Below are 20,514 nucleotides of genomic sequence, written 5' to 3'. Positions count from 1 at the left end.
CGATGGGCCAGTTTGGTAAACCAACAGGGATTTTTCGGCATGGTAGCCAAAGCAAAGACCTCCAAGACCGCCAAGAAGGGCGGAGCCAAGGGCAAGACTGGAGGCGTGGAGAGCGTGCATCAGATCATTCTGTCGCGCGCGCCAGCGGAGGACCTTCGCGCGTATGAGGACGCCGCACTGCTGCTGGCGGCCGAGGACGCAGCGTCGGCGATTTCGGCGCACAAGCCCGGCACCAGCGTGGTTCGCGTGGACAACAGTACCGGCGTGGAGCGTTGCGGCCGGGGCGTCACGACGGTGACGCTCGTGAACGACAACATGCCGTTCCTGTTCGACTCGGTGATGAGCGAACTCAGCGAATTCGGCGTCGAGGCGACGCTGGTGCTGCACCCGGTTCTGGTGGTCCGGCATGGCAAGAACGGTGTGGACGAGATCGTCGGCGACGTGGCGAACACCAAGGTCGGCCCCGACGATGACAAGGTGAGCCTTATCCATGTTCACCTGCCGAAACTGACCGACGAGCAGAGCGAGAGCCTGAAGGCGCAGCTCGACAAGACGCTGGCGCAGGTGCGCGCGGCCGTTGCCGACTGGAAGCCGATGCTGGCCCGGCTCGACCAGCAGATCACCGAGCTGCGCTACGCGCCGGTGCCGCTGGAAAAAGACGCCGTGGCCGAGGCCATTGCCTTCCTGGAATGGCTGCGCGACGACAATTTCACCTTCCTCGGCATGCGCGAATTCCTCTACACCGGCGGTGAGGAAAGCGGCACGCTGGAGCGCGCCGACAAGAAGGGCCTCGGCATCCTATCCGATCCCGACGTTCTGGTTCTGCGTCGCGGAAATGAGACCGTTTCGACGACGCCGGAAATCCGCGCCTTCCTGCATGGTCCCGATCCGTTCATCGTGACCAAGGCAAACGCGAAGACGGTTGTGCACCGCCGCGCCTATCTCGACTATATCGGCATCAAGACGTTCGATGATGAGGGCAAGCTGACCGGCGAGCTGCGCATTGTGGGCCTGTTCACCTCCACCGCCTACACGCGCTCGGTGATGAAGATCCCGTATCTGCGCTCCAAGGCGGAAGCCGTGATCGTCAAATCCGGCTTTGCGCCCACCGATCACTCGGGCAAGGCGCTCACCAATGTGCTGGAATCCTATCCGCGCGACGAGCTTTTCCAGATCGGCCTGCCGATCCTGCGCAAGCATGCCGAGGCGATCCTTGCGCTGGGCGAGCGCCCGCGCGTGCGCGCCCTCTACCGCGTCGACCAGTTCGACCGCTTCGTGTCGGTGATCGTTTTCGTGCCGCGCGACCGCTACGATTCGCAGGCGCGCGTGGAGATCGGCAATTACCTGAAGGACGTCTTCAAGGGTCGCGTCTCGGCCTATTATCCGGCCTTCCCGGAAGGCACGCTGGCGCGTGTTCACTTCATCATCGGGCGTTCGGGCGGCAAGACCCCGCGCATCGAGACGGAGACGCTGGAAGCCGAAATCCGCAAGATCGTGCGCACCTGGGACGACGCGCTGCAGGAGGCGGTGGAAGAAACCGGCGCCGACATCAAGCTCGCCAAGGTGGCGGCTGGCTTCCCCGACAGCTACCGCAACGGTTTTTCGGCGGAGACGGCGCTGATCGATGCCGAGCGCATCAGCCGGCTTTCCAGAAAGAACCCGATCGCCATCGATTTCCATCGTCATGAAGATCAGGACGAGGCGCAGGCAGCGCTGAAGATCTATCATTACGATACGCCGGTGCCGCTGACCGAGCGCGTTCCGCTGCTGGAGAACATGGGTTTCCGTGTGATCAGCGAGCGGACCTTCGAGGTCGGCGACGCCGACGACACCGACAGCGCCCAGATTTTCGTGCATGACATGGAGCTGGAGAACGCCTTTGACGGGGCCATCGACCTTTCGGACGAGGGTGCGCTGTTCGAGGAGATGTTCCTTTCGGTCTGGCGCAGCGAGCATGATGACGACCGCCTCAACGCGCTGGCGCAGACCGCGCGCCTGCGGGTGGACGAGATCGCCATTCTGCGCGCCTACAGCCGCTTCCTGGCGCAGGCCAACATTCCGCAGAGCCAGGGCTTCATCGCGGCGACGCTGAACCGCTATCCGCAGATCGCGCGCAGGCTGTTCGAGTTCTTCGTGGTGCGTTTCGACCCGGCGCGGGCCGAAAAGGCCAGCGCGAAGGACGAGGCCGAAGCGCTGTGCAAGGCCATCGAGACCGATCTGGATGCGGTGCCGAACCTGGATGATGATACGATCATCCGCCGCTTCCTGAACCTCATCGAATCCACGCTGCGCACGAACCATTATCGTCCGAAGGAGGACGAGGCGGTGCGGTCGCTGGCGCTGAAATTCGATTCCCGCGCCATCACCGGCCTGCCGCAGCCGCGCCCGTGGCGCGAAATCTTCGTCTACGGTCCGGAAGTGGAGGGCGTGCATCTGCGCTACGGCCCGGTGGCGCGTGGTGGCCTGCGCTGGTCCGACCGTGCGCAGGACTACCGCACCGAGGTGCTGGGACTGGTGAAGGCGCAGCAGGTGAAGAATGCCGTGATCGTGCCCGTGGGCGCGAAAGGCGGCTTCTACCCGCGTCGTCTGCCCGTTGGCGGCAACCGCCAGGAAGTCTTCGAGGCGGGCCGTGCAGCCTATATCAACTTCATCTCCAGCCTACTGTCGCTGACCGACAATCTGGACGGCGACAGGGTTCTGCCGCCGGAAGGCGTGGTCCGCCATGACGGCAACGATCCGTATTTCGTGGTGGCCGCCGACAAGGGAACGGCAACGTTCTCCGACACGGCAAACGGCATCAGCCAGGCGCATGATTTCTGGCTCGACGATGCGTTCGCCTCGGGCGGTTCGGCCGGCTACGACCACAAGAAAATGGGCATCACCGCGCGCGGTGCGTGGGAGGCCGTGAAGCGGCATTTCCGCGAGATGAACCGCGACATCCAGACGGAGCCCTTCACCGCCGTGGGCGTGGGCGACATGTCGGGCGACGTGTTCGGCAACGGCATGCTGCTTTCCACCTGCACGAAGGTGGTGGCGGCATTCGATCACCGCGACATCTTCATCGACCCCGATCCGGATACGGCGGTTTCCTATGCCGAGCGCAAGCGCCTCTTCGACATGGGGCGTTCAAGCTGGCAGGACTACGACAAGGACAAGCTCTCCAAGGGCGGTGTCATCGTCTCGCGGTCGCAGAAGTCGATCACGCTGCCCAAGGCGGCTGCTGACGCGATCGGGCTCGACAAGGTGACGGCGTCTCCCACCGAGATCATGATGGCGATCCTGCGCGCTCCGGTGGACCTTCTGTGGTTCGGCGGCATCGGCACCTATGTGCGCGGCGCTGGCGAAAGCGATCAGGATGTGGGTGACCGCGCCAATGACGCGATCCGCGTGGCTGCGCGTGAAGTGGGCGCGAAAGTGGTCGGCGAAGGGGCTAATCTGGGCATGACCCAGCTTGCCCGCATCGAGTTCGGCATGAAGGGCGGCCGCTGCAACTCCGACGCCATCGACAACTCGGCCGGCGTGAACTCGTCGGACGTGGAGGTCAACATCAAGATCGCGCTGGCGGCGGCGATGCGTGGCGGCGGGCTCGAACGGCCTGCGCGCGACAAGCTTCTGGCCGAGATGACCGACGAGGTTGCCGGGCTGGTGCTTGCCAACAACTACCAGCAGACGCTGGCCATCTCGCAGGTGGTCAAGCGGGGCATGCCGGAAATGCCGCACCAGGCGCGCATGATGACGCTGCTCGAGCAGCGCGGGCTTCTCGACCGGGCGGTCGAGTTCCTGCCCGGGCCGCAGGAGCTGGCCGACCGCGAAAGCCGCGGCGAGCCGCTGACGCGTGCGGAGATCGGCGTGCTTCTGGCCTATGCCAAGATCGTGCTGTTCGATGAGATCGTTGCGAGCCCGGTGCCGGATGCGCCGCATCTGGAAGAGGATCTGTTCGCCTACTTCCCCGACCGCATGGCGAAAAAGTACGAAACGGAAATCCGTGCGCACCGTCTGAAGCGCGAGATCATCGCCACCGAACTGGCAAACGATGTGATCAACCGTGGCGGGCCGAGCTTCGTGACGCGCCTGCAGGATCTGACGGGGCAGCCGGCTGCCGATATCGTCGCCGCCTTTGCCGTGGTGCGCGAGGGCTTCGAACTGCGTGACGTCTACAGGGCCATCGACGCGCTGGACAACCGGATCGACGGCATGGCGCAGCTCGAGCTCTACCAGCTCGTCTGGCGTCTGATTTACGCGGCGACCTCCTGGCAGCTCAAGAATGTGAGCGGCAAGGAAACCGTCGGGCAGCGCATCGAGCGCCTGCTGGCCGCGCGCAAGGCGCTGGAGCCGAAGCTTCTGCCGATGCTGCCGGCCTTCATGCGCGAGCGTCTGGACAACCGTCAGGCGCAGCTTGTGGCGTCGGGTGCGCCGGAGGAACTGGCCAGGCGTCTCGCCTTCCTCTCGGTTGCGCAGATGGTGCCGGACATCGAACTGGTGGCGGAGAAATCCGGTGCGCCGCTGGAGAAGGCCGCAAGGGCGTTCTTCGGTGTCACCGAGGCCTTCCGCATCGGCCGGATCGAGGATGCCGCGCATGCCATCGTGCCGTCGGACTATTATGACGGGCTGGCGCTGTTCCGCGCCACCGACATGATCAGCGCGGCCCGTCGTGGCATGAGCATTGCAGCACTCACCGATTACGCGAAGGACGACGATCCGGCTGCGAAATGGGTCGAGGCCGGCGGCGAGCATGTCGTGCGCGTGCGCGAACGTCTGCACTCGCTGGTGGAGGGCGGTGACCTGACCGTTTCGCGTCTCACCGTCGCGTCCGGTCTGATGAGTGACCTGAGTGTCTGATGCAGCCGGGGCGCCGGATGACGCGGTTATGAACCGGCCAGAGGCGGAGCACAGGACTGTGCCCCGCCGTGGCATCTGGGGCTGGATGCTGTTCGACTGGGCGCAGCAGCCCTTTCATACCCTCATCATCACCTTCGTCTTTGCGCCCTATTTCGCCGCCTCCGTGGCGCCGGATGCGGCGCGCGGACAGGAGCTGTGGGGGCTGGCGACGGGGATCGGCGGTCTCACGATTGCGCTTTCCTCGCCCATTCTTGGCGCGATTGCCGATGCGACGGGGCCGCGCAAGCCGTGGATCTTCGTGTTCTCGCTGATTGGCATTATCGCCTGCGCCTCGCTGTGGTTCGCCACGCCGGGCGGCGGGCATGTCACGCTCATTCTCATGGGCGTCGCGCTGGCCGTGTTCGGCATGGAATTCGCCGCCGTCTTCAACAATGCGATGATGCCGGACCTTGTGCCACGCTCCGAGCTTGGCCGGCTTTCGGGCTCGGCCTGGGGGCTTGGCTATATTGGCGGGCTTCTGTCGCTGGTGCTGGTGCTTGGCTTCATGGCGGCGCAGCCGGACACGGGCCGCACGCTACTCGGCTTCGAGCCGATCTTCGGCCTTGATGCGGCGACGCATGAGGGCGACCGCGCGGCGGGGCCGCTGACGGCCCTGTGGTATGCGCTGTTCGTGCTGCCGATGTTCCTGTTCACGCCGGACGCGCCGCGCCGCAGGGCAGCGACGGGAGCGATCCGCGAGGGGATGAAGCGGCTGGGCGGCACGCTGAAGCGGCTGCCGGGACAGCGCAGCTATTTCAGCTTCCTCCTGTCATCCATGTTCTACCGCGATGCGCTCAACGCGCTCTATGCCTTTGGCGGCATCTATGCGGCGGGCGTGCTGTCCTGGTCGATCACGCAGATCGGCCTGTTCGGCATTCTCGCCAATGTAACGGGCGCGCTGGGCGCGTGGCTCGGCGGGCGGATGGACCGGCGTTTCGGGCCGAAACTCGTGGTGAGCATCTCCATCGTGGTGCTGACGCTGTGCGCGCTTCTGGTGATCTCCACCACGCGCGACGAGCTCCTGTTCATGCCGATCAGCGGCGGCGGGGCAAGCAGCCTGCCGGACATCGCCTTCTTCGTGGCGGGTGCGTTCATCGGGGCTGCGGGCGGTTCGATACAGGCGGCGTCGCGCACGCTTCTGGTGGACCAGGTGCCGCGCGAGCGGGTGACGGAAGCCTTTGGGCTCTATGCCCTTTCGGGCAAGGCCACGGCCTTTATCGGGCCGTTCGCCATCGCCATTGCGACGGGCTATTTCGCTTCGGAGAGTTTCGGCTTTTCGAATGAGGATGCACAGCGTCTCGGCGTGACGCCGATCCTGGCGCTGTTCCTCATCGGCCTTGTGCTGGTGCCCTTCGTGAAGAGCAGGCATCAGGAGGCGGATGCCTCCTGATCTGTCTGTTCAGGGGTAGCGTTCCCGCTTTTCCTGGAACTGCGAAAACGCTCTAGCTTATTGTATTTGCGCAAGTCCGGACGGAAAACCGGGTCCCACTTTTCCTGGAATTGCTCTAGTGGCGGAAGTGGCGCATGCCGGTCATGACCATGGCGATGCCATGCTCGTCGGCGGCGGCGATGACTTCGTCGTCGCGCATGGAACCGCCCGGCTGGATGACGGCGGTGGCGCCGGCCTCAACGGCGGACAGAAGACCGTCGGCGAAGGGGAAGAAGGCGTCTGAAGCGACGACCGATCCCTTGGTCAGCGGCTCTGCATTGCCGGCAGCTTCGGCTGCATCTTCCGCCTTGCGGGCGGCGATGCGGGCGGAATCGACACGGCTCATCTGGCCGGCGCCAACACCCACGGTCGCGCCGTCGCGGACATAGACGATGGCGTTCGACTTGACGTGCTTGGCGATGCGGAAGGCGACGATGAGGTCGGCCATTTCCTTCTCGCTCGGCGCGCGCTTGGTCACGACCTTGAGGTCGAGATCATCGACCACGCCATTGTCGCGCGACTGGACCAGAACGCCGCCGGCCACGGTCTTGACGGAGAGGCCGGGTGCGCGCGGGTCGGCAAGGCCGCCGGTGACGAGCAGGCGCAGGTTCTTCTTGGCGGCGACGATGGCGCGCGCCTCTTCGGTCGCGTCGGGCGCGATGATGACTTCGGTGAAGATCTTGACGATCTCGGTGGCCGCTTCCGCGTCGAGCGGGCGGTTGAGCGCCACGATGCCGCCGAATGCGGAGACGGGGTCGCAGGCGAGCGCCTTCTCATAGGCTTCGCGCAGCGTCGCGCCCTCGGCCACGCCACACGGATTGGCGTGCTTGATGATGGCGACGGCAGCGGAGCGCTCCGGCGAGAACTCGGAGACGAGTTCGAAGGCGGCGTCCGTGTCGTTGATGTTGTTGTAGGAAAGCTGCTTGCCCTGAAGCTGGGTCGCGGTGGCGACGCCGGGGCGGCTTTCGCCGGTGACGTAGAAGCCTGCCTTCTGGTGCGGATTCTCGCCGTAGCGCATCACTTCCTTGAGCTTGCCGCCGACAGCGCGGAAATCCGGTGCGTCGACCTCGAGCGTTTCAGCAAACCAGCCGGAGATGGCCGCATCATAGGCTGCGGTGCGGGCAAAGGCCTTGGCGGCCAGTTCCTGACGCAGGCGGTAGGGCAGTGCGCCATCGTTTTCGGCCAGGGCCTCAAGGATGCGGGCATAGTCTGCCGGCTCCGTGACCACGGCCACATAGGCGTGGTTCTTGGCTGCCGCGCGCAGCATGGCCGGGCCGCCGATGTCGATGTTCTCGACCGTGGTTGCATAATCGCCACCGCCGAAACGCACCTCTTCGAACGGATAGAGATTGATGACCAGAAGGTCGATGGGCGCGATGTCGTGCTCTTTCATCGCGCTCGCATGGTCCGCATCGTCACGAATGCCGAGCAGGCCGCCATGAACGCCCGGATGCAGCGTCTTCACGCGCCCGTCCATGATCTCGGGAAAGCCGGTCAGCTCCGAAACGTCGCGCACGGCGATGCCTTCGCCGGCGAGTGTTTTGGACGTGCCGCCGGTGGAGACGATCTCGACATTGCGGCCCGAAAGCGCGCGGGCGAAATCGACGATGCCGCTCTTGTCGGAGACCGACAGGAGCGCACGGCGGACGGGAACGAGATCGGGTGCGGGAATGTTCTTTGCTGCAACGGACATGCGAGGCGGCTCCGGCTTTGGGAAAGGATGCTGGGGACGTACCGGCAGGCGGCATGCAAATCAAGCGTGGCGCGGGTTGCGGGGCGCTTTTGCCACTGAAACGGGTTGCATTGTCGGGGCAAAAAGGCATTGCTGCGCGTCATGATGGAGAAACCCGCTGTTCTTTACGCCTGCGAGCCGGATTTACCGGTGTCCGAGTTTGCCCAGGTGCTGCGCGAGTCCGGTCTGGATGCGATCCGCCCGGTGGATGACGAGGCGCGGCTTCAGCGCATGATTGCGGGCGCTGGTCTGGTGATGACGGCGCGGCGCAATGTGGAGGGAAAGCCGCTGGTGGGCGTGGCCCGCTCGGTGACGGACTTTTCGTGGTGCGCCTATCTTTCCGACCTCGCGGTCTCTTCGAAGGCGCAGGGGCTTGGCATCGGCCAGGGGCTGATCGATGCGACCCGCCGCGAACTCGGCCCGGAGGTGAGCCTGATGCTGGCTTCCGTGCCGGATGCGGTGGGCTTCTACGAGCGCATCGGCATGAACCGGATCAGCGATGCGTTCTGGCACGGTCGGGAGCGGTAGACCGCTGGCCGCAGAAATGGTTCTCCTGCCCTGAAGCCGGGCATGGACGCTGGACGGGGTGGCGCTCGACCCACGCCTTTGGCTGTGGCAAAAAGGAACGCGCTGCCGTTTTGCCAAAGGCAAGCATGACGGCCTGAACGTGAGAAGTGACGCGGAACCGCAAATTATGCGGTATAAACTCTAAAAACTATATATTTTGCATATTGCAATTCAATTTGCGATAAAATATACGGTATTGAGTTTGTTTCTCAGGATCAGGGCCTGACATGGATCAGATCGACCGTAAAATCGTGACTCTTCTCGCCGAAGACGCCCGGCGCTCGCTTGCCGATATTGGCGGCGTGGTGGGGCTTTCCGCATCGGCGGTCAATGAGCGCATCCGCCGGCTGACCGCGAGCGGCGTGATCCGGCGTTTCACGGTGGACGCCGATCCTGACGCGCTTGGCTGCCCGGTTCTGGTCTTCATCTGGGTGTCGCTGGTTCAGAACGTCAATGAAGAGGCCTTCCGGATCTTTGCCTCCGCGCACAAGGCGGTGGAGGAATGCCACCATGTGACGGGGCCGTGGTCCTATCTGATCAAGGCGCGGGTGCCGGAGCTGGCCGATGTGGAGAGCGTGCTGGACGACATGAAGAAGCATGGCTTTCTGGCGCGCAGCGAGTCTGTCGTCGCACTGTCGACCGTGGAGCCCGGCTCCTTCGCACCGGTCGAGAAGCCCTGACATGGACACGCTGCTGTTCGGCAAAAGCCTGCTGCTCGGGCTGGCCGTGGCAGCGCCCCTTGGACCGATTGGCGCCCTGTGTGTGAACAGGACGCTGGAGCATGGCCTGTGGGCCGGTGTTGCCGGCGGGCTGGGCACGGCGCTGGCCGATGCCGTCTATGCCGCGCTGGCGGCCATCGGGTTTGCGGCCTTCGCGGCCGCGCTGGCGGTCGTGGATGTGCCGCTCAAGCTTGTCGGCGGGGCGTTTCTCGCCTGGCTGGGCTGGAAGAGCCTGTCGCCTGCGCCTGTTCGGGCCGCAGCGGAGGCGCGGGCGAGCGATCTCGCCGGAACGGCTGCCGCGACCTTTTTCCTGACGATCACCAACCCGATGACCATTCTGGCCTTTGCGGCGATGTTTGCCGGGCTCGGGCTGGCGGATTCTCCGCATCCCGCCGATGCGCTGGTGGTGGTTGTGGGCGTCTTCCTCGGCTCGCTGCTCTGGTGGTTCATTCTGAGCGGCGGGGTGGCGCTGGCGCGCACGCGGCTGCCGGACAGCCTGTCGCGCTGGGTGTCGCGCATCTCCGGCGTGATCCTTCTGGCGTTCGCCGCTTTCGCAATCGGGTCGGTGGCGTTCGCCTATCTCTGATCGGCGGGGCCGGGCTTCCATTCGCTTGGCGTCGTGCCGGTGATGCGCCGGAATTCACGATTGAAATTGGACTTGGTGTTGAAGCCGCTTGAGAGCATGGCGTCGGTGATATTCGCGCCATCCTCCAGCGCGCGGCAGGCATGATGAATGCGGTGCGCGTTGATGTAGCGCGAGACGTTCTCTCCACTCACCAGATTGATGGCCGAAGAGAGCTGCTTGACCGGCACGTGGAGCCGTCGGGCGAGCCGCGCAAGTGTGAGTGCGGGATCGAGATAGAGCGTTTCGGACTGAAGCAGCGCGTCGAGCCGCTGGACGAGATGGGCGTCTTCTTCGCTTGGATGCGGGGGCTCGGCCATGGTTTCCGGCTCTGGCTCGCCGGTGGCGCTGGGCGACACGCTCAACAGGCCGATGGCGAGCAGGGCGGCTGACGAGAAGACGCTGATGATGAGCGGCGGCAGCCAGCTCTGGCCGGTCATGACGGCGAGCGCAATGAGCGCGTCGCTAAGCGCGGACAGGATGAGAGCGAGGCCGATGCCGCCCCAGAGCCGGGCCGGCAGGCGACCGGCCTCAAGCCGCGCCAGAGGCAGGTCGTCGCCGCTGCGGCGCAGCTTCACCAGAATGGCGACCCCGTAGAGAACGAAGACGCCCGGCACCACAACGTCCAGCGTGCCGGGCGCAAAGATGACGCAGAAGGCGGCGAAGGCCGGCGCCGTCAGATGCACGAGATCGCGCGGCAGCGAGAATGGCCGGAACGAGGCCGTCTGGAATGCCAGCCATGTGAGCGGCGGCACGAAGGTGGCGGTGACGGGCTGAAGGGGCAGGAGTGCGTCTATGCCGTAATGCTGGCGCAGCGAAACGATGAGGCTCTGCAGTGCGCAGGCCGCAAGAAGCGCCATCAGGAATGGCGGGCGCTCGCCGGAAATGGCGATCCGGATGAGGAGCGCACCGAGCACGAGCGCGACGATCACCGGAATGGGAAGAACCAGCATGGGCGGTGTCTGCATGTTTCCTGCAAGGGCTTGGGTTGTGGCATCGCCACCGGCCGGTGGCAATATCCGCCGAAGCATCGGATCAAAAAGTGGTCTCCGGGTTTCCGATGCTCCGGTGCTTGTACGGTAGGGTGAAACGCCTTCTGTGCGTTCGAATTCGGTACGCGGTGTTTCCACTGCGTTGACGTTGTGCGTGGTTCGACAAGCTCACCATGAGGGAAGTGGTGCTTTGCAAAGAGCTTCCGTTGAGGGGGGGCACAACCAATGCCATCCCTCATGGTGAGCTTGTCGAACCACGCACGGCATCCAGAACCCATGGTGCGAAATTCGGTTTGGCGCGACCTGAAACCGGTTCAAGGACGCGGATTGCCGGTGGCCCGGGCAGATTGGCGTCATCCAGATGAAAGGATGACGGATATGAAAAAACTGCTTTCTGCTTTTCTCATTGGCATGGGTCTGACGGGCGCGGCCTTGGCCCAGCCGTTTGCCGGCTATGACCGACTGACCGTGAAGGCGGATCACCGCCCGTCGGTTCTGGCGGCTTCGGTGTGGTATCCGGCGGGCACGCCGACCTATCGCGGGCTGGTGGGCGACAATGCGGTGTTTCAGGGCACGTCCGCCTATGTGGGTGCGGGGGTGGCGGAAGGGCGGTTTCCGCTGTTCGTGCTGTCGCATGGCTCGGGCGGCAATATGGACGCCATCTCGTGGCTTTCCTCAGCGCTTGCCTTGCGCGGCGCGATGGTGCTGGCGGTGAACCACCCGGGCAGCACGTCGGGCGATTCCTCGCCACGCCGCTCGGTGCGGCTCGATGAGCGGGCGGCCGATCTGAGCGCTGTGCTGGATGCGCTGTTTGATGAGCCGGCTTTTGCCGATCACGTGGATCGGTCCCGCATCGCATCGCTGGGTTTTTCGCTGGGCGGGGCTACGGCGCTGAACCTTGCCGGGCTGCGCTTCGATCCTGATGCGTTTGCCGACTATTGCGCCTGGATTGGTGATGGTGGTCAGGACTGCGTGTTCTTCGCCAAGGGTGGCGTCGATCTGAATGCATTGCCGGATGGCTTTGGCGCGGAACTGCGCGATGATCGCATCGGACGGGCCATCGCCATCGATCCAGGCATGACCTATGCGGCGACGCCTGAAAGCATTGCGGGGACCGACATGCCGGTGCTGCTCATCAATCTTGGGGAGGCGCATCTGTTCAAGGCGGCGGATGTGGGGCCGGACGGGAGCGATCTTGCCGGAAAGCTGCCCTCTGCCGTGTTGAAGACGATTGCCCCGGCGCATCACTTCACCTTCCTCGCGGAGTGCAAGCCGGAAGGGGCGGCAATGCTGGCTGAGGAAAAGGACGATCCGGTGTGCGACGATCCGGAAGGCGCGGACCGGGCGGCGGTTCACGAGGCGATTGTCGAGGAGATCGCGGCGTTTGCCGGGCTTTGAGCCAGCGCGTGACACTTGGCTGCATTGGCGTCGTGCGTGGTTCGCCCAATCTGGGCTGATCTAGCTGTTGCCGTTGATCGCGTGTGTCTTGCGCAGTTGCCAGCGGATTTCCGGGTTCTCGGAAGCTGCGGTGTAAAGCACGATCTGGCGGCTCTTGCGGGGGCCGCCAAGGCCGGCGAAGAAGATCGATTCCTCGACCACGGGAACGATGTTCTCGACCGTGAAGAGCCAGGTGTCGGTCGCCTCGCCGGCGAGGATGTGGCGGCCTTCGGGATCGCGGTAGATGTCGATGTCGGGGTGGATGTGGAAGCGCACGGCCACGGCATCGTTTCCGACAGCCATGGACGGCGAGCCGTCCGGGCGCATGACGCGGTCGACGCCTTCGAGAAATGCGCCGTCTTCGGAAAGGGAGAGGGCGCGCTCATGCAGGAGGCCGAAGCGCGAGACATAGCCATTGTGGCTGGCGGTGAAGCGATGGACGCCATTGGCGTCGTCGCGCTGGCACTCGACCTTGCGCGGGCCGCCGATGAGCGGCGTGCCGATCAGCTCGCTCCAGCGCGAGGAGAGGCTGAAGCGGGCCTGCGACGTGTCGTTGAGCGTGACGGTGGAATGGGCCGCCGTGGTGCGGGCAAGCGGGCGGTAGCTGTCATCGCCGTAATTGTCGATGCCGCTGTTGACCACGAACTGGTGCCGGCCCGACGACATCTCGAAGGAGAGGCAGCCCGCATGGGCGAAATGGGAGAGGTCTGCCGGTGGCGGAGCGGCCGTGTCGGCGATAACCGTGGTGGCGCCGAGCGCCAGCCGCTCATAGCCCGAATGGGGTGCATGCAGGAGCGGCGCGCCGCCGGTGTCGTCATAGCGCAGGATGGCGGCGACGCTGTCGTGCTGGGTGATGCCCATGCCGTTGAAACGGGCGAGCGAGCCGTCACGGTGGCGAAAGAAGCGCAGCGCCGGCAGCATGCGCTCCACGGCGTCGATGAGCGCCTGCGGCGGCTGCTCGGCCTGATTGGTGTAGGTTTGCCGGAGCGGCAACAGGTCGGTCAGAAGCTCCATGATGGCGCGCGGATTGCGCGATACATGGCCACCATCGGCGAGGATCTGGCGTTCGAGCTCCTGGGCGAGATTGCGGCTCGCTGTCTTGACCGCGGCGGCGGGGGCCGGCAGCGAAAGGGCGCAGAAGGCGAGCGCGATGCGGGCGCGCAGCCGGTCTTCGCCATCGGGCATCTCGCGGGTGTTGGTGCGCAGATAGCGCATCTGCACGGCGAGCATTTTCAGGAACTGGCGATAGAAGGGCAGCTCCGCTCCCTGCAGCACCACCGAGGAATGCTGTAGCCAGGCGATGAGACGCTTGGCCGTGGTGCCGGGCTCCCATGGTGTGCCGGAGATGCGTTTGCCGTAGAGCGTCATCCACTCTTCCACCAGCGCGCGGGCATTGGCAGAGGCGAGGTCGCTCTGGGCGGCGCGCATGTGGCGCAGCCAGCGGAAGCTGTGCAGGGCCTCCTGCCAGGGGCGGTCGGTAACGGGAACGCGGAACGGCGACTGGCCGCGTGTTTCGACCAGCTGGCCGGCGAGCAGGAACTGGCCGTGATAGATGTCGCGCGCCACCTGCGGGTCTGCGATGCGCAGATCAGGCGGGGCGATCAGCACCCGCTCGGGCGTGCGGCCGGAATAGCGCCAGCGATAGGTTGGGCCCGCGCGCAAGCGGCGGCGCAGGCGCGCCCACGCCTGCCGCGCAACAAGGCCCCACAGCTCGTGGGGGGAATGTCCTCGTGCTTGATCCAACGACCGAGTTTTCTTTCTGTGACCCCAAATCAGGCGAGAGTCTAAATGATTCAAAGATTTGTGCGAAGTTGAAATATATCAGGACGCACAGATGGCAGGGCCGGCTCAGCGCTGGCGAATGAGGCGCGCAGCGAAGAAGCCGTCGAGCCCCCGCGCCAGCGGATCCTCGCCGAGCGTGTCGGCGGGCGTGGTGCGCAGGAAGCCTTCGGGCGTGACGAAGGCGGCGATGCCGGGCACGTCGTCAGGCTGGATGGGATCGAGCGCCACGTCCGGCGTTTCGGCCAGGAAGGCTTCAAGCATGTCCTCGCCTTCGGCCCGGTCGAGCGAGCAGTTGGAAAACACGATCCGCCCGCCGGGTTTCACCAGCGTGACGGCATGGTCGAGCAGGGCGCGCTGCAGGGCGGCGAGCTTCTCGATGTCTTCAGGCGACTTGGTCCACGGCACATCCGGGTGGCGGCGCACCGTGCCGGTGGACGAGCAGGGGGCGTCGATGAGGATGGCGTCGAAGGGCGTGTCCGGCTGGAACTTGCGGATGTCGGACTCGACGATCTCAGCGTCGAGGCGAAGCCGCGTCAGGTTCTCGGCAAGCCGCTTCAGGCGGCTCTTCGACAGGTCGACGGCGGTGACATTTGCGCCGGCATGGATGAGCTGTGCGGTCTTGCCGCCGGGGGCGGCGCAGAGATCCGCCACGCGCGCGCCGGCAATGTCGCCGAGCAGCTTTGCGGGCAGGCTTGCAGCCGTGTCCTGCACCCACCACGCGCCCTCCTCGAAGCCCGGAAGCGTGTCGACGCCGGCCTCGAGCCGGGCGATCCGCACGGTGCCCGTGGGCAGCACGATGCCGCCCAGCGCCTCGGCCCAGCGCTGCGGGTCTTCCTTGACGGTAAAGTCCACCGGCGGCTCAACGCGATGCATGGCGAGAATGGCGGCGGTGGTCTCCGCGCCATAGGCCGCTTCCAGCCGCCCGGCAAACCAGTCCGGCGCTTCACGCGTCTGGTCGAGGGCGGCGGGCAGTGCGCGCGCCTTCACGCGGATCAGATTACGCAGCACGCCATTGACGAGACCGGCAAAGCGGGCAAGGCGCGGGTCGCTCTTCGCCTGGGTGACGGCGAGGTCGACGGCGGCGCTGTCGGGCACTTCGAGAAACAGGATCTGTGCTGCCGCCACATGCAGCGCGTGAGAGAGCGCGCGGGCATTGGCCGGCAGGGGGCGCTCCAGACGGCGCGCGAGCAGGGCCTCGATGGTGCTGCGATGGCGCAGGGCGCTCATCAGGATGGCGCGCACCAGCGACCGGTCGCGTGCATCGAGCGCGCGGAAATTGGGCTGGCCATGGGCCGGGTCGGTAAGCCCGTCGAGCGAGGCGTGGGCATCCACGACGGCGGCGAGCAGCTTTGTCGCCACGCGGCGCGTTTCAAGGCCCGGTTTGGCAAGATCGGGCTTATCAGGCTCCTGATTTGTCGGGCGGTTCTGACCGGCGGGCTTCTTCCCGGGCGTGCGGCGTGCGTTCGGGCGGCTCACGACCAGGGGCCTTTCGATCCATCGGCGTCACGGCCCCATTTCTGCTGGGGCTTTGGGGCGGGCTTTGGTCGCTGAGGCGGTTCGTCTTGCCGTGCGTCCGGTCTCGCCCCCGGTCTTGCCCCCCACGGACCGTGGTTAGCATCCTCTTCGGGGGCGGGATCGCGCTGTGGGGCGGAAGGCCGGGCCTGCCGCCCGCCGCCACGGGGTTCCTCCGCCATGGCGTAGAGGGCCGCGATGCGGTTGTCCGTGTCGGGGTGGGTGGAGAACAGATTGTCCATGCGCTCGCCCGACAGCGGGTTGATGATGAACATGTGTGCGGTGGCGGGATTGCGCTCGGCGTCCTGATTGACCACCTGTTTGGCGCGCCGGGCGATCTTGTCGAGCGCGGAGGCGAGCCACAGCGGATTGCCGCAGATCTCCGCGCCGCGCCGGTCGGCCGAATATTCGCGGGTGCGGCTGATGGCCATCTGCACCATCATGGCGGCGAGCGGAGCGACGATCATCGCAACGAGCACGCCAATGAAGCCGAGCGGATTGTTGTTGTCGCGGTTGCCGCCGAAGAAGAAGGCGAAATTGCCGAGCATGGAGATCGCGCCGGCCAGCGTCGCGGTGATCGTCATGGTCAGCGTGTCGCGGTTCTGCACATGGGCGAGCTCGTGCGCCATCACGCCGGCGACCTCTTCATAGCTCAGCCGGTCGAGCAGGCCGGTGGTGGCTGCGACGGCGGCATTCTGCGGGTTGCGGCCGGTGGCAAACGCGTTGGGCTGGTCGTTCTTGATCAGGTAGACGCGCGGCATGGGAAGGCCGGCGCGGGCCGCCAGATCGCGCACGATGGCGTAATATTCCGGGGCGTTGCGCTCGTCCACTTCGACGGCGTGGTGCATTTTGAGCACCATCTTGTCGGAATTCCAGTAGCTGAACAGATTCATGCCGGCGGCAAACAGGAAGGCGATCATCATGCCGCCACTGCCCCCGATCAGATAGCCCACGCCCATGAAAAGGGCCGTCATGAAGGCCAAGAGCATCGCGGTGCGTATCGTGTTCATTGTTGTCCAAGCTCCAGAAACAGGCCGCGCCGGGCATTTTCGACCGCGCGACCAATCGCTTATATGATGGGGTACGCGCTTCGTGTATTCAATAATCCGGTTTTCGAGAGGAAGTTGCGGTGAAAGACGAAACGGACCGAAAAGAAGATGCGTCGGCAAAGGTTCTCTCGCCGGCAGCCGAGCGTGCGCTGGCGGAAGCCGAGGCGCGACTGAAGGACATCGAGGCTGCTGCGGCAAAGGCTCCGAAGGAGCTGGGCGGGCGCGGCGGCCATGACCCGGCGCGCTACGGCGACTGGGAAGTGAAGGGCATCGCCACCGATTTCTGACAGGGTTGCCCGGATCCCAATGAAGGAATATATTCCTTCCATGATCCGGTCTCGCCTGAAATGCATGGTCTTTGTCTTGCTCGCGCTCTTCTGGAGCGGGCAGACGGCTGCGCTTGCCGGGCGCAGAGAGGCGATACCGGGCCCTGTGCGGGCCAGCGTTCTGCGCGTTGTTGACGGCGATACTTTCATTGCCGAGGCGCATATATGGCCGGGGCAGCGCATCACGGTGAGTGTGCGCATTCGCGGCGTCGATGCGCCGGAGCTTCGCAGCCGATGCGCCGCCGAGAAGGCGGCGGCCCGCCAGGCGAAGGCTGCGCTTGAAGCGCTTCTGGATGGCGGAACGGTCTGGATCAGCGCCATCAGCGGCGGCAAATATTACGGGCGGGTTCTGGCCGATGTCGCGACGGAGCCGGGTGGCGATGTGGCCGCGCGGCTGCTCGATGCGCAGCTGGTGGCTGCCTATGGCGGTGGCCGGCGGGTTTCGTTTGTCTGCTGATGGGGCGGTTTTTGAAGCGTCGGCGCTCGCCCCTCATCCAGCGCTATCACTGTTCGACAAGTCTAGAAGGGCAGTGCCTCATGGGCCTTTAGCTCGTTCCCTGGATGCCTGGAACTGCCTTAGGCATTCTGGCAGAACGCTTAGCCGCTTTGGTATTATGCAGACTGCTTGAACTTGTACCGTTGCCGGCTCATATTCTCACGATGGGACGGGGGATTTTCACTTTACTGCTGACGTGCGGTGCTTTGCTTGTGGCTCAGCCACCGGCGAATGCGGATTTGATCAGGCCGTCTTCTACCTGGGCCGGAAATGGCAAGGTTCTGCTCGTTCAACGACGAAGAACTTGCAAATCGGTCAGCTCGTGCCGCGAGGCCGTGATCATGTGGTGTGAAGGTTATAAACGCGCTGACGCCGACAAGGACGGTATTCCCTGCGAGAATGTTTGTCCAAACAAGGAAATCGTCGACAAAATCCGTGCCGAAATCGGCTGCTGAACCCATCCCCAAAACAAAAGGCCGCTCCCGAAGGAACGGCCCCGTGTTTTCGAATTCGCACGCGGTCATGGTCAGGCTGCCGAAGCAGGCCGTCCGCGTTTCATGCGCTTCAGCGGGAAGTCTGCTCCCCGTGAAGGCAATCCATCGAGACCACGTTTGAACGGAAATCACTCGACATTGGATCACCCCCTTTCGGTTCGTTGACGATACACACAATGTGGAGATGGATGCCGCCTCGTGCAAGGGGCAAAGAAAACGCCGCGCATTCGGGTGAATGCGCGGCGTTCTGCCCAAAGTCCGTTTGTATGCGCCCGGGAGCCGCTTCCGGCTCCGGGCAGGGCGTCAGCCCTTCTTGTTCTGACGGTTGTCGATCAGATCGTCGACCACGGCCGGATCGGCGAGCGTCGAGGTGTCGCCCAGCGCGCCGTAATCGTCCTCGGCGATCTTGCGCAGGATGCGGCGCATGATCTTGCCCGAGCGGGTCTTCGGCAGGCCCGGCGAGAACTGGATCTTGTCCGGCGAGGCGATCGGGCCGATCTCGCTGCGCACATGCGCAACCAGCTCTTTCTTGAGCTCCTCGGAACCCTCTTCGCCGGCCATCAGCGTGATGTAGCAGTAGATGCCCTGACCCTTCACATCGTGCGGGTAACCGACGACGGCGGCTTCCGACACCTTGTCATGGCTGACCAGCGCGGATTCGACCTCGGCCGTGCCCATGCGGTGGCCGGACACGTTGATCACGTCATCGACGCGGCCGGTGATCCAGTAAAAGCCGTCCTCGTCGCGGCGGCAGCCGTCACCCGTGAAATACTTGCCCTTGTAGGTGGAGAAGTAGGTCTGGATGAAGCGCTCATGATCGCCATAGACCGAGCGCATCTGGCCGGGCCAGGAATCCGTGATGCACAGATTGCCGCTGGTCGCGCCTTCGAGCACCTTGCCCTCGCCATCGACGAGCTGCGGCTGCACGCCGAAGAAGGGGCGGGTGGCCGAGCCGGGCTTGAGATCCGTTGCGCCGGGCAGCGGCGTGATGAGAATGCCGCCGGTCTCCGTCTGCCACCAGGTATCGACGATGGGCGACTTCTTCTCGCCGACCACGTTGTAATACCACTCCCATGCTTCCGGATTGATCGGCTCGCCGACCGAACCGAGAATGCGCAGGGAGCTGCGCGAGGTGCAGGTGACAAAGTCGTCGCCGGCGCCCATCAGCGCGCGGATGGCGGTGGGGGCGGTGTAGAAGATGTTGACGTTGTGCTTGTCGACCACCTGCCAGAAGCGGGATGCGTCCGGATAGTTCGGCACGCCCTCGAACATCAGCGTGACGGCGCCGTTGGCCAGCGGACCGTAGACGATGTAGCTGTGGCCCGTGACCCAGCCCACATCGGCCGTGCACCAGTAGACGTCGCCCTCGTGATAGTCGAACACATATTCATGCGTCATCGAGGCGTAGACGAGATAGCCGCCCGTGGTGTGCAGCACGCCCTTTGGCTTGCCGGTGGAGCCGGACGTGTAGAGGATGAACAGCGGATCTTCGGCGTTCATCTTCTCCGGTTCGCACACCGGCTCCGCCTTCGCGGTTTCCTCGTGGTACCAGAGGTCGCGGCCCTCGAACCAGTTGATCTTGCCGGCGGTGCGCTGCACGACCAGCACGTGACGCACCTTCGCTCCGGCTGCTTCGGCAAGCGCGATGGCCTTGTCGGTGTTTTCCTTCAGCGGAACCTTGCGGCCGCCGCGCAGGCCCTCATCGGCGGTGATGACGAAATCGGACTTGCAGTCCTCGATGCGGCCGGCGAGCGAATCGGGCGAGAAGCCGCCGAACACCACCGAGTGAACCGCGCCGATGCGCGTGCAGGCGAGCATCGCATAGGCCGCTTCCGGGATCATCGGCATGTAGATGGTGACGCGGTCACCCTTCTTGACGCCGTTCGACTTCATCACATTGGCGAGCCGGCAGACCCTGTCGTGCAGGTCGCGATAGGTGATCTTCCTGTCGTCGTAGGGGTTGTCGCCTTCCCAGATAATGGCGGTCTGGTCGCCGCGCTTCTCCAGATGGCGGTCGATGCAGTTGTAGGAGACGTTGGTGACGCCGTCCTCGAACCACTTGATCGACACGTCGCCCTCGAACGAGGTGTTCTTCACCTTGGTGTAAGGCGTGAACCAGTCGATGCGCTTGCCGTGCTTTTCCCAGAACTTCTCCGGGTCCTTGATGCTGTTCTCATACCATTCGAGATACGTCTCATTGTCGATGAGCGCGTTTTCCTTCCACGCTGGCTGGACGCGGTGAACATGCACTTCGGACATTTTTCCTCCTCCGGGTAGGCACTTGCTGGGACTGGAATCGCGTCATGCGACGCGGAGGCTCCTGGCTCGCGCGCATTATTACCATTCTGCCTGTTGCTACAACATTAGACATTTGGCGGCACGGGTGCGGCGGCGAAAGAACGCATGGTCCAGACCGTTAGCACCGATTCCGAAAGGCTGCTAACAATATGTAATAACACGATAAATTTACGTCTGCGTG

Annotated in this window: 15 protein-coding genes; 8 read left to right on the top strand and 7 right to left on the bottom strand. The window is 64.6% G+C overall.

Annotated features, from left to right (window positions below; translation table 11 throughout):
* Window positions 1–39 precede the first annotated feature (39 nt).
* On the top strand, window positions 40–4,839 hold the full coding sequence (locus NDI72_RS11855; RefSeq protein ID WP_206548004.1) for an NAD-glutamate dehydrogenase: 4,800 nt from the start codon (window positions 40–42) through the stop codon (window positions 4,837–4,839).
* Between the two features lie 28 nt (window positions 4,840–4,867).
* Complete coding sequence (locus tag NDI72_RS11850; protein WP_113153452.1) at window positions 4,868–6,268, top strand: MFS transporter; 1,401 nt, start codon at window positions 4,868–4,870, stop codon at window positions 6,266–6,268.
* A 115-nt stretch (window positions 6,269–6,383) separates the two neighbouring features.
* Here NDI72_RS11850 and purH read toward each other — a convergent pair whose 3' ends face one another.
* On the bottom strand, window positions 6,384–8,000 hold the full coding sequence (purH, locus tag NDI72_RS11845) for a bifunctional phosphoribosylaminoimidazolecarboxamide formyltransferase/IMP cyclohydrolase (protein WP_206995341.1): 1,617 nt from the start codon (window positions 7,998–8,000) through the stop codon (window positions 6,384–6,386).
* Between the two features lie 141 nt (window positions 8,001–8,141).
* Here purH and NDI72_RS11840 point away from each other — a divergent pair, with 141 nt between their 5' ends.
* The 3 genes from NDI72_RS11840 to NDI72_RS11830 all read left to right on the top strand — a co-directional run bounded on the left by NDI72_RS11840 (window position 8,142) and on the right by NDI72_RS11830 (window position 9,911).
* Complete coding sequence (locus NDI72_RS11840; protein WP_206548001.1) at window positions 8,142–8,567, top strand: GNAT family N-acetyltransferase; 426 nt, start codon at window positions 8,142–8,144, stop codon at window positions 8,565–8,567.
* 266 nt (window positions 8,568–8,833) lie between these two features.
* Window positions 8,834–9,286, top strand: a complete 453-nt coding sequence (locus tag NDI72_RS11835; protein ID WP_113153449.1) for an Lrp/AsnC family transcriptional regulator — start codon at window positions 8,834–8,836, stop codon at window positions 9,284–9,286.
* Window position 9,287: 1 nt separating this feature from the next.
* The gene (locus NDI72_RS11830) at window positions 9,288–9,911 is read left to right on the top strand and encodes a LysE family translocator (RefSeq protein WP_283800556.1); all 624 of its coding nucleotides are present in this window, start codon (window positions 9,288–9,290) and stop codon (window positions 9,909–9,911) included.
* On the opposite strand, the gene NDI72_RS11825 is transcribed toward NDI72_RS11830, so the two are convergent.
* A complete protein-coding gene (locus tag NDI72_RS11825) occupies window positions 9,902–10,915 on the bottom strand; it encodes a helix-turn-helix domain-containing protein (RefSeq protein WP_283800555.1) in 1,014 nt (337 codons plus the stop codon). The genes NDI72_RS11830 and NDI72_RS11825 overlap by 10 nt on opposite strands.
* Window positions 10,916–11,317: 402 nt before the next feature.
* Between NDI72_RS11825 and NDI72_RS11820 the strand changes: the two genes are divergently transcribed.
* Window positions 11,318–12,337, top strand: coding sequence for an alpha/beta hydrolase family protein (locus tag NDI72_RS11820; RefSeq protein ID WP_283800554.1), 1,020 nt, complete (start codon window positions 11,318–11,320; stop codon window positions 12,335–12,337).
* 60 nt (window positions 12,338–12,397) lie between these two features.
* On the opposite strand, the gene NDI72_RS11815 is transcribed toward NDI72_RS11820, so the two are convergent.
* The 3 genes from NDI72_RS11815 to htpX all read right to left on the bottom strand — a co-directional run bounded on the left by NDI72_RS11815 (window position 12,398) and on the right by htpX (window position 16,680).
* Window positions 12,398–14,119: a heparinase II/III family protein gene (locus NDI72_RS11815; RefSeq protein ID WP_283800553.1), complete on the bottom strand. Its 1,722-nt coding sequence runs from the start codon at window positions 14,117–14,119 to the stop codon at window positions 12,398–12,400.
* A gap of 105 nt (window positions 14,120–14,224) precedes the next feature.
* Window positions 14,225–15,634: an RsmB/NOP family class I SAM-dependent RNA methyltransferase gene (locus tag NDI72_RS11810; RefSeq protein ID WP_283800552.1), complete on the bottom strand. Its 1,410-nt coding sequence runs from the start codon at window positions 15,632–15,634 to the stop codon at window positions 14,225–14,227.
* The gene (gene htpX, locus NDI72_RS11805) at window positions 15,631–16,680 is read right to left on the bottom strand and encodes a zinc metalloprotease HtpX (RefSeq protein WP_283800551.1); all 1,050 of its coding nucleotides are present in this window, start codon (window positions 16,678–16,680) and stop codon (window positions 15,631–15,633) included. Before htpX ends, NDI72_RS11810 begins: the two co-directional genes overlap by 4 nt.
* 119 nt (window positions 16,681–16,799) lie before the next feature.
* Between htpX and NDI72_RS11800 the strand changes: the two genes are divergently transcribed.
* Both NDI72_RS11800 and NDI72_RS11795 read left to right on the top strand, forming a co-directional pair.
* Window positions 16,800–17,006: a DUF1674 domain-containing protein gene (locus NDI72_RS11800; protein ID WP_283800550.1), complete on the top strand. Its 207-nt coding sequence runs from the start codon at window positions 16,800–16,802 to the stop codon at window positions 17,004–17,006.
* Between the two features lie 40 nt (window positions 17,007–17,046).
* Window positions 17,047–17,502: a thermonuclease family protein gene (locus NDI72_RS11795; protein WP_283800549.1), complete on the top strand. Its 456-nt coding sequence runs from the start codon at window positions 17,047–17,049 to the stop codon at window positions 17,500–17,502.
* A 224-nt stretch (window positions 17,503–17,726) separates the two neighbouring features.
* Here the strand turns inward: NDI72_RS11795 and NDI72_RS11790 are convergent, their stop codons facing one another.
* Both NDI72_RS11790 and acs read right to left on the bottom strand, forming a co-directional pair.
* Window positions 17,727–18,065: a hypothetical protein gene (locus NDI72_RS11790; RefSeq protein WP_283800548.1), complete on the bottom strand. Its 339-nt coding sequence runs from the start codon at window positions 18,063–18,065 to the stop codon at window positions 17,727–17,729.
* A 273-nt stretch (window positions 18,066–18,338) separates the two neighbouring features.
* Window positions 18,339–20,294, bottom strand: a complete 1,956-nt coding sequence (gene acs, locus NDI72_RS11785; RefSeq protein ID WP_283800547.1) for an acetate--CoA ligase — start codon at window positions 20,292–20,294, stop codon at window positions 18,339–18,341.
* Window positions 20,295–20,514 lie beyond the last annotated feature (220 nt).

The organism is Nitratireductor sp. GZWM139, assembly GCF_030068685.1.
GTDB lineage: Bacteria > Pseudomonadota > Alphaproteobacteria > Rhizobiales > Rhizobiaceae > Nitratireductor > Nitratireductor aquimarinus.
This window is presented reverse-complemented; position numbering and strand designations above follow the sequence as displayed.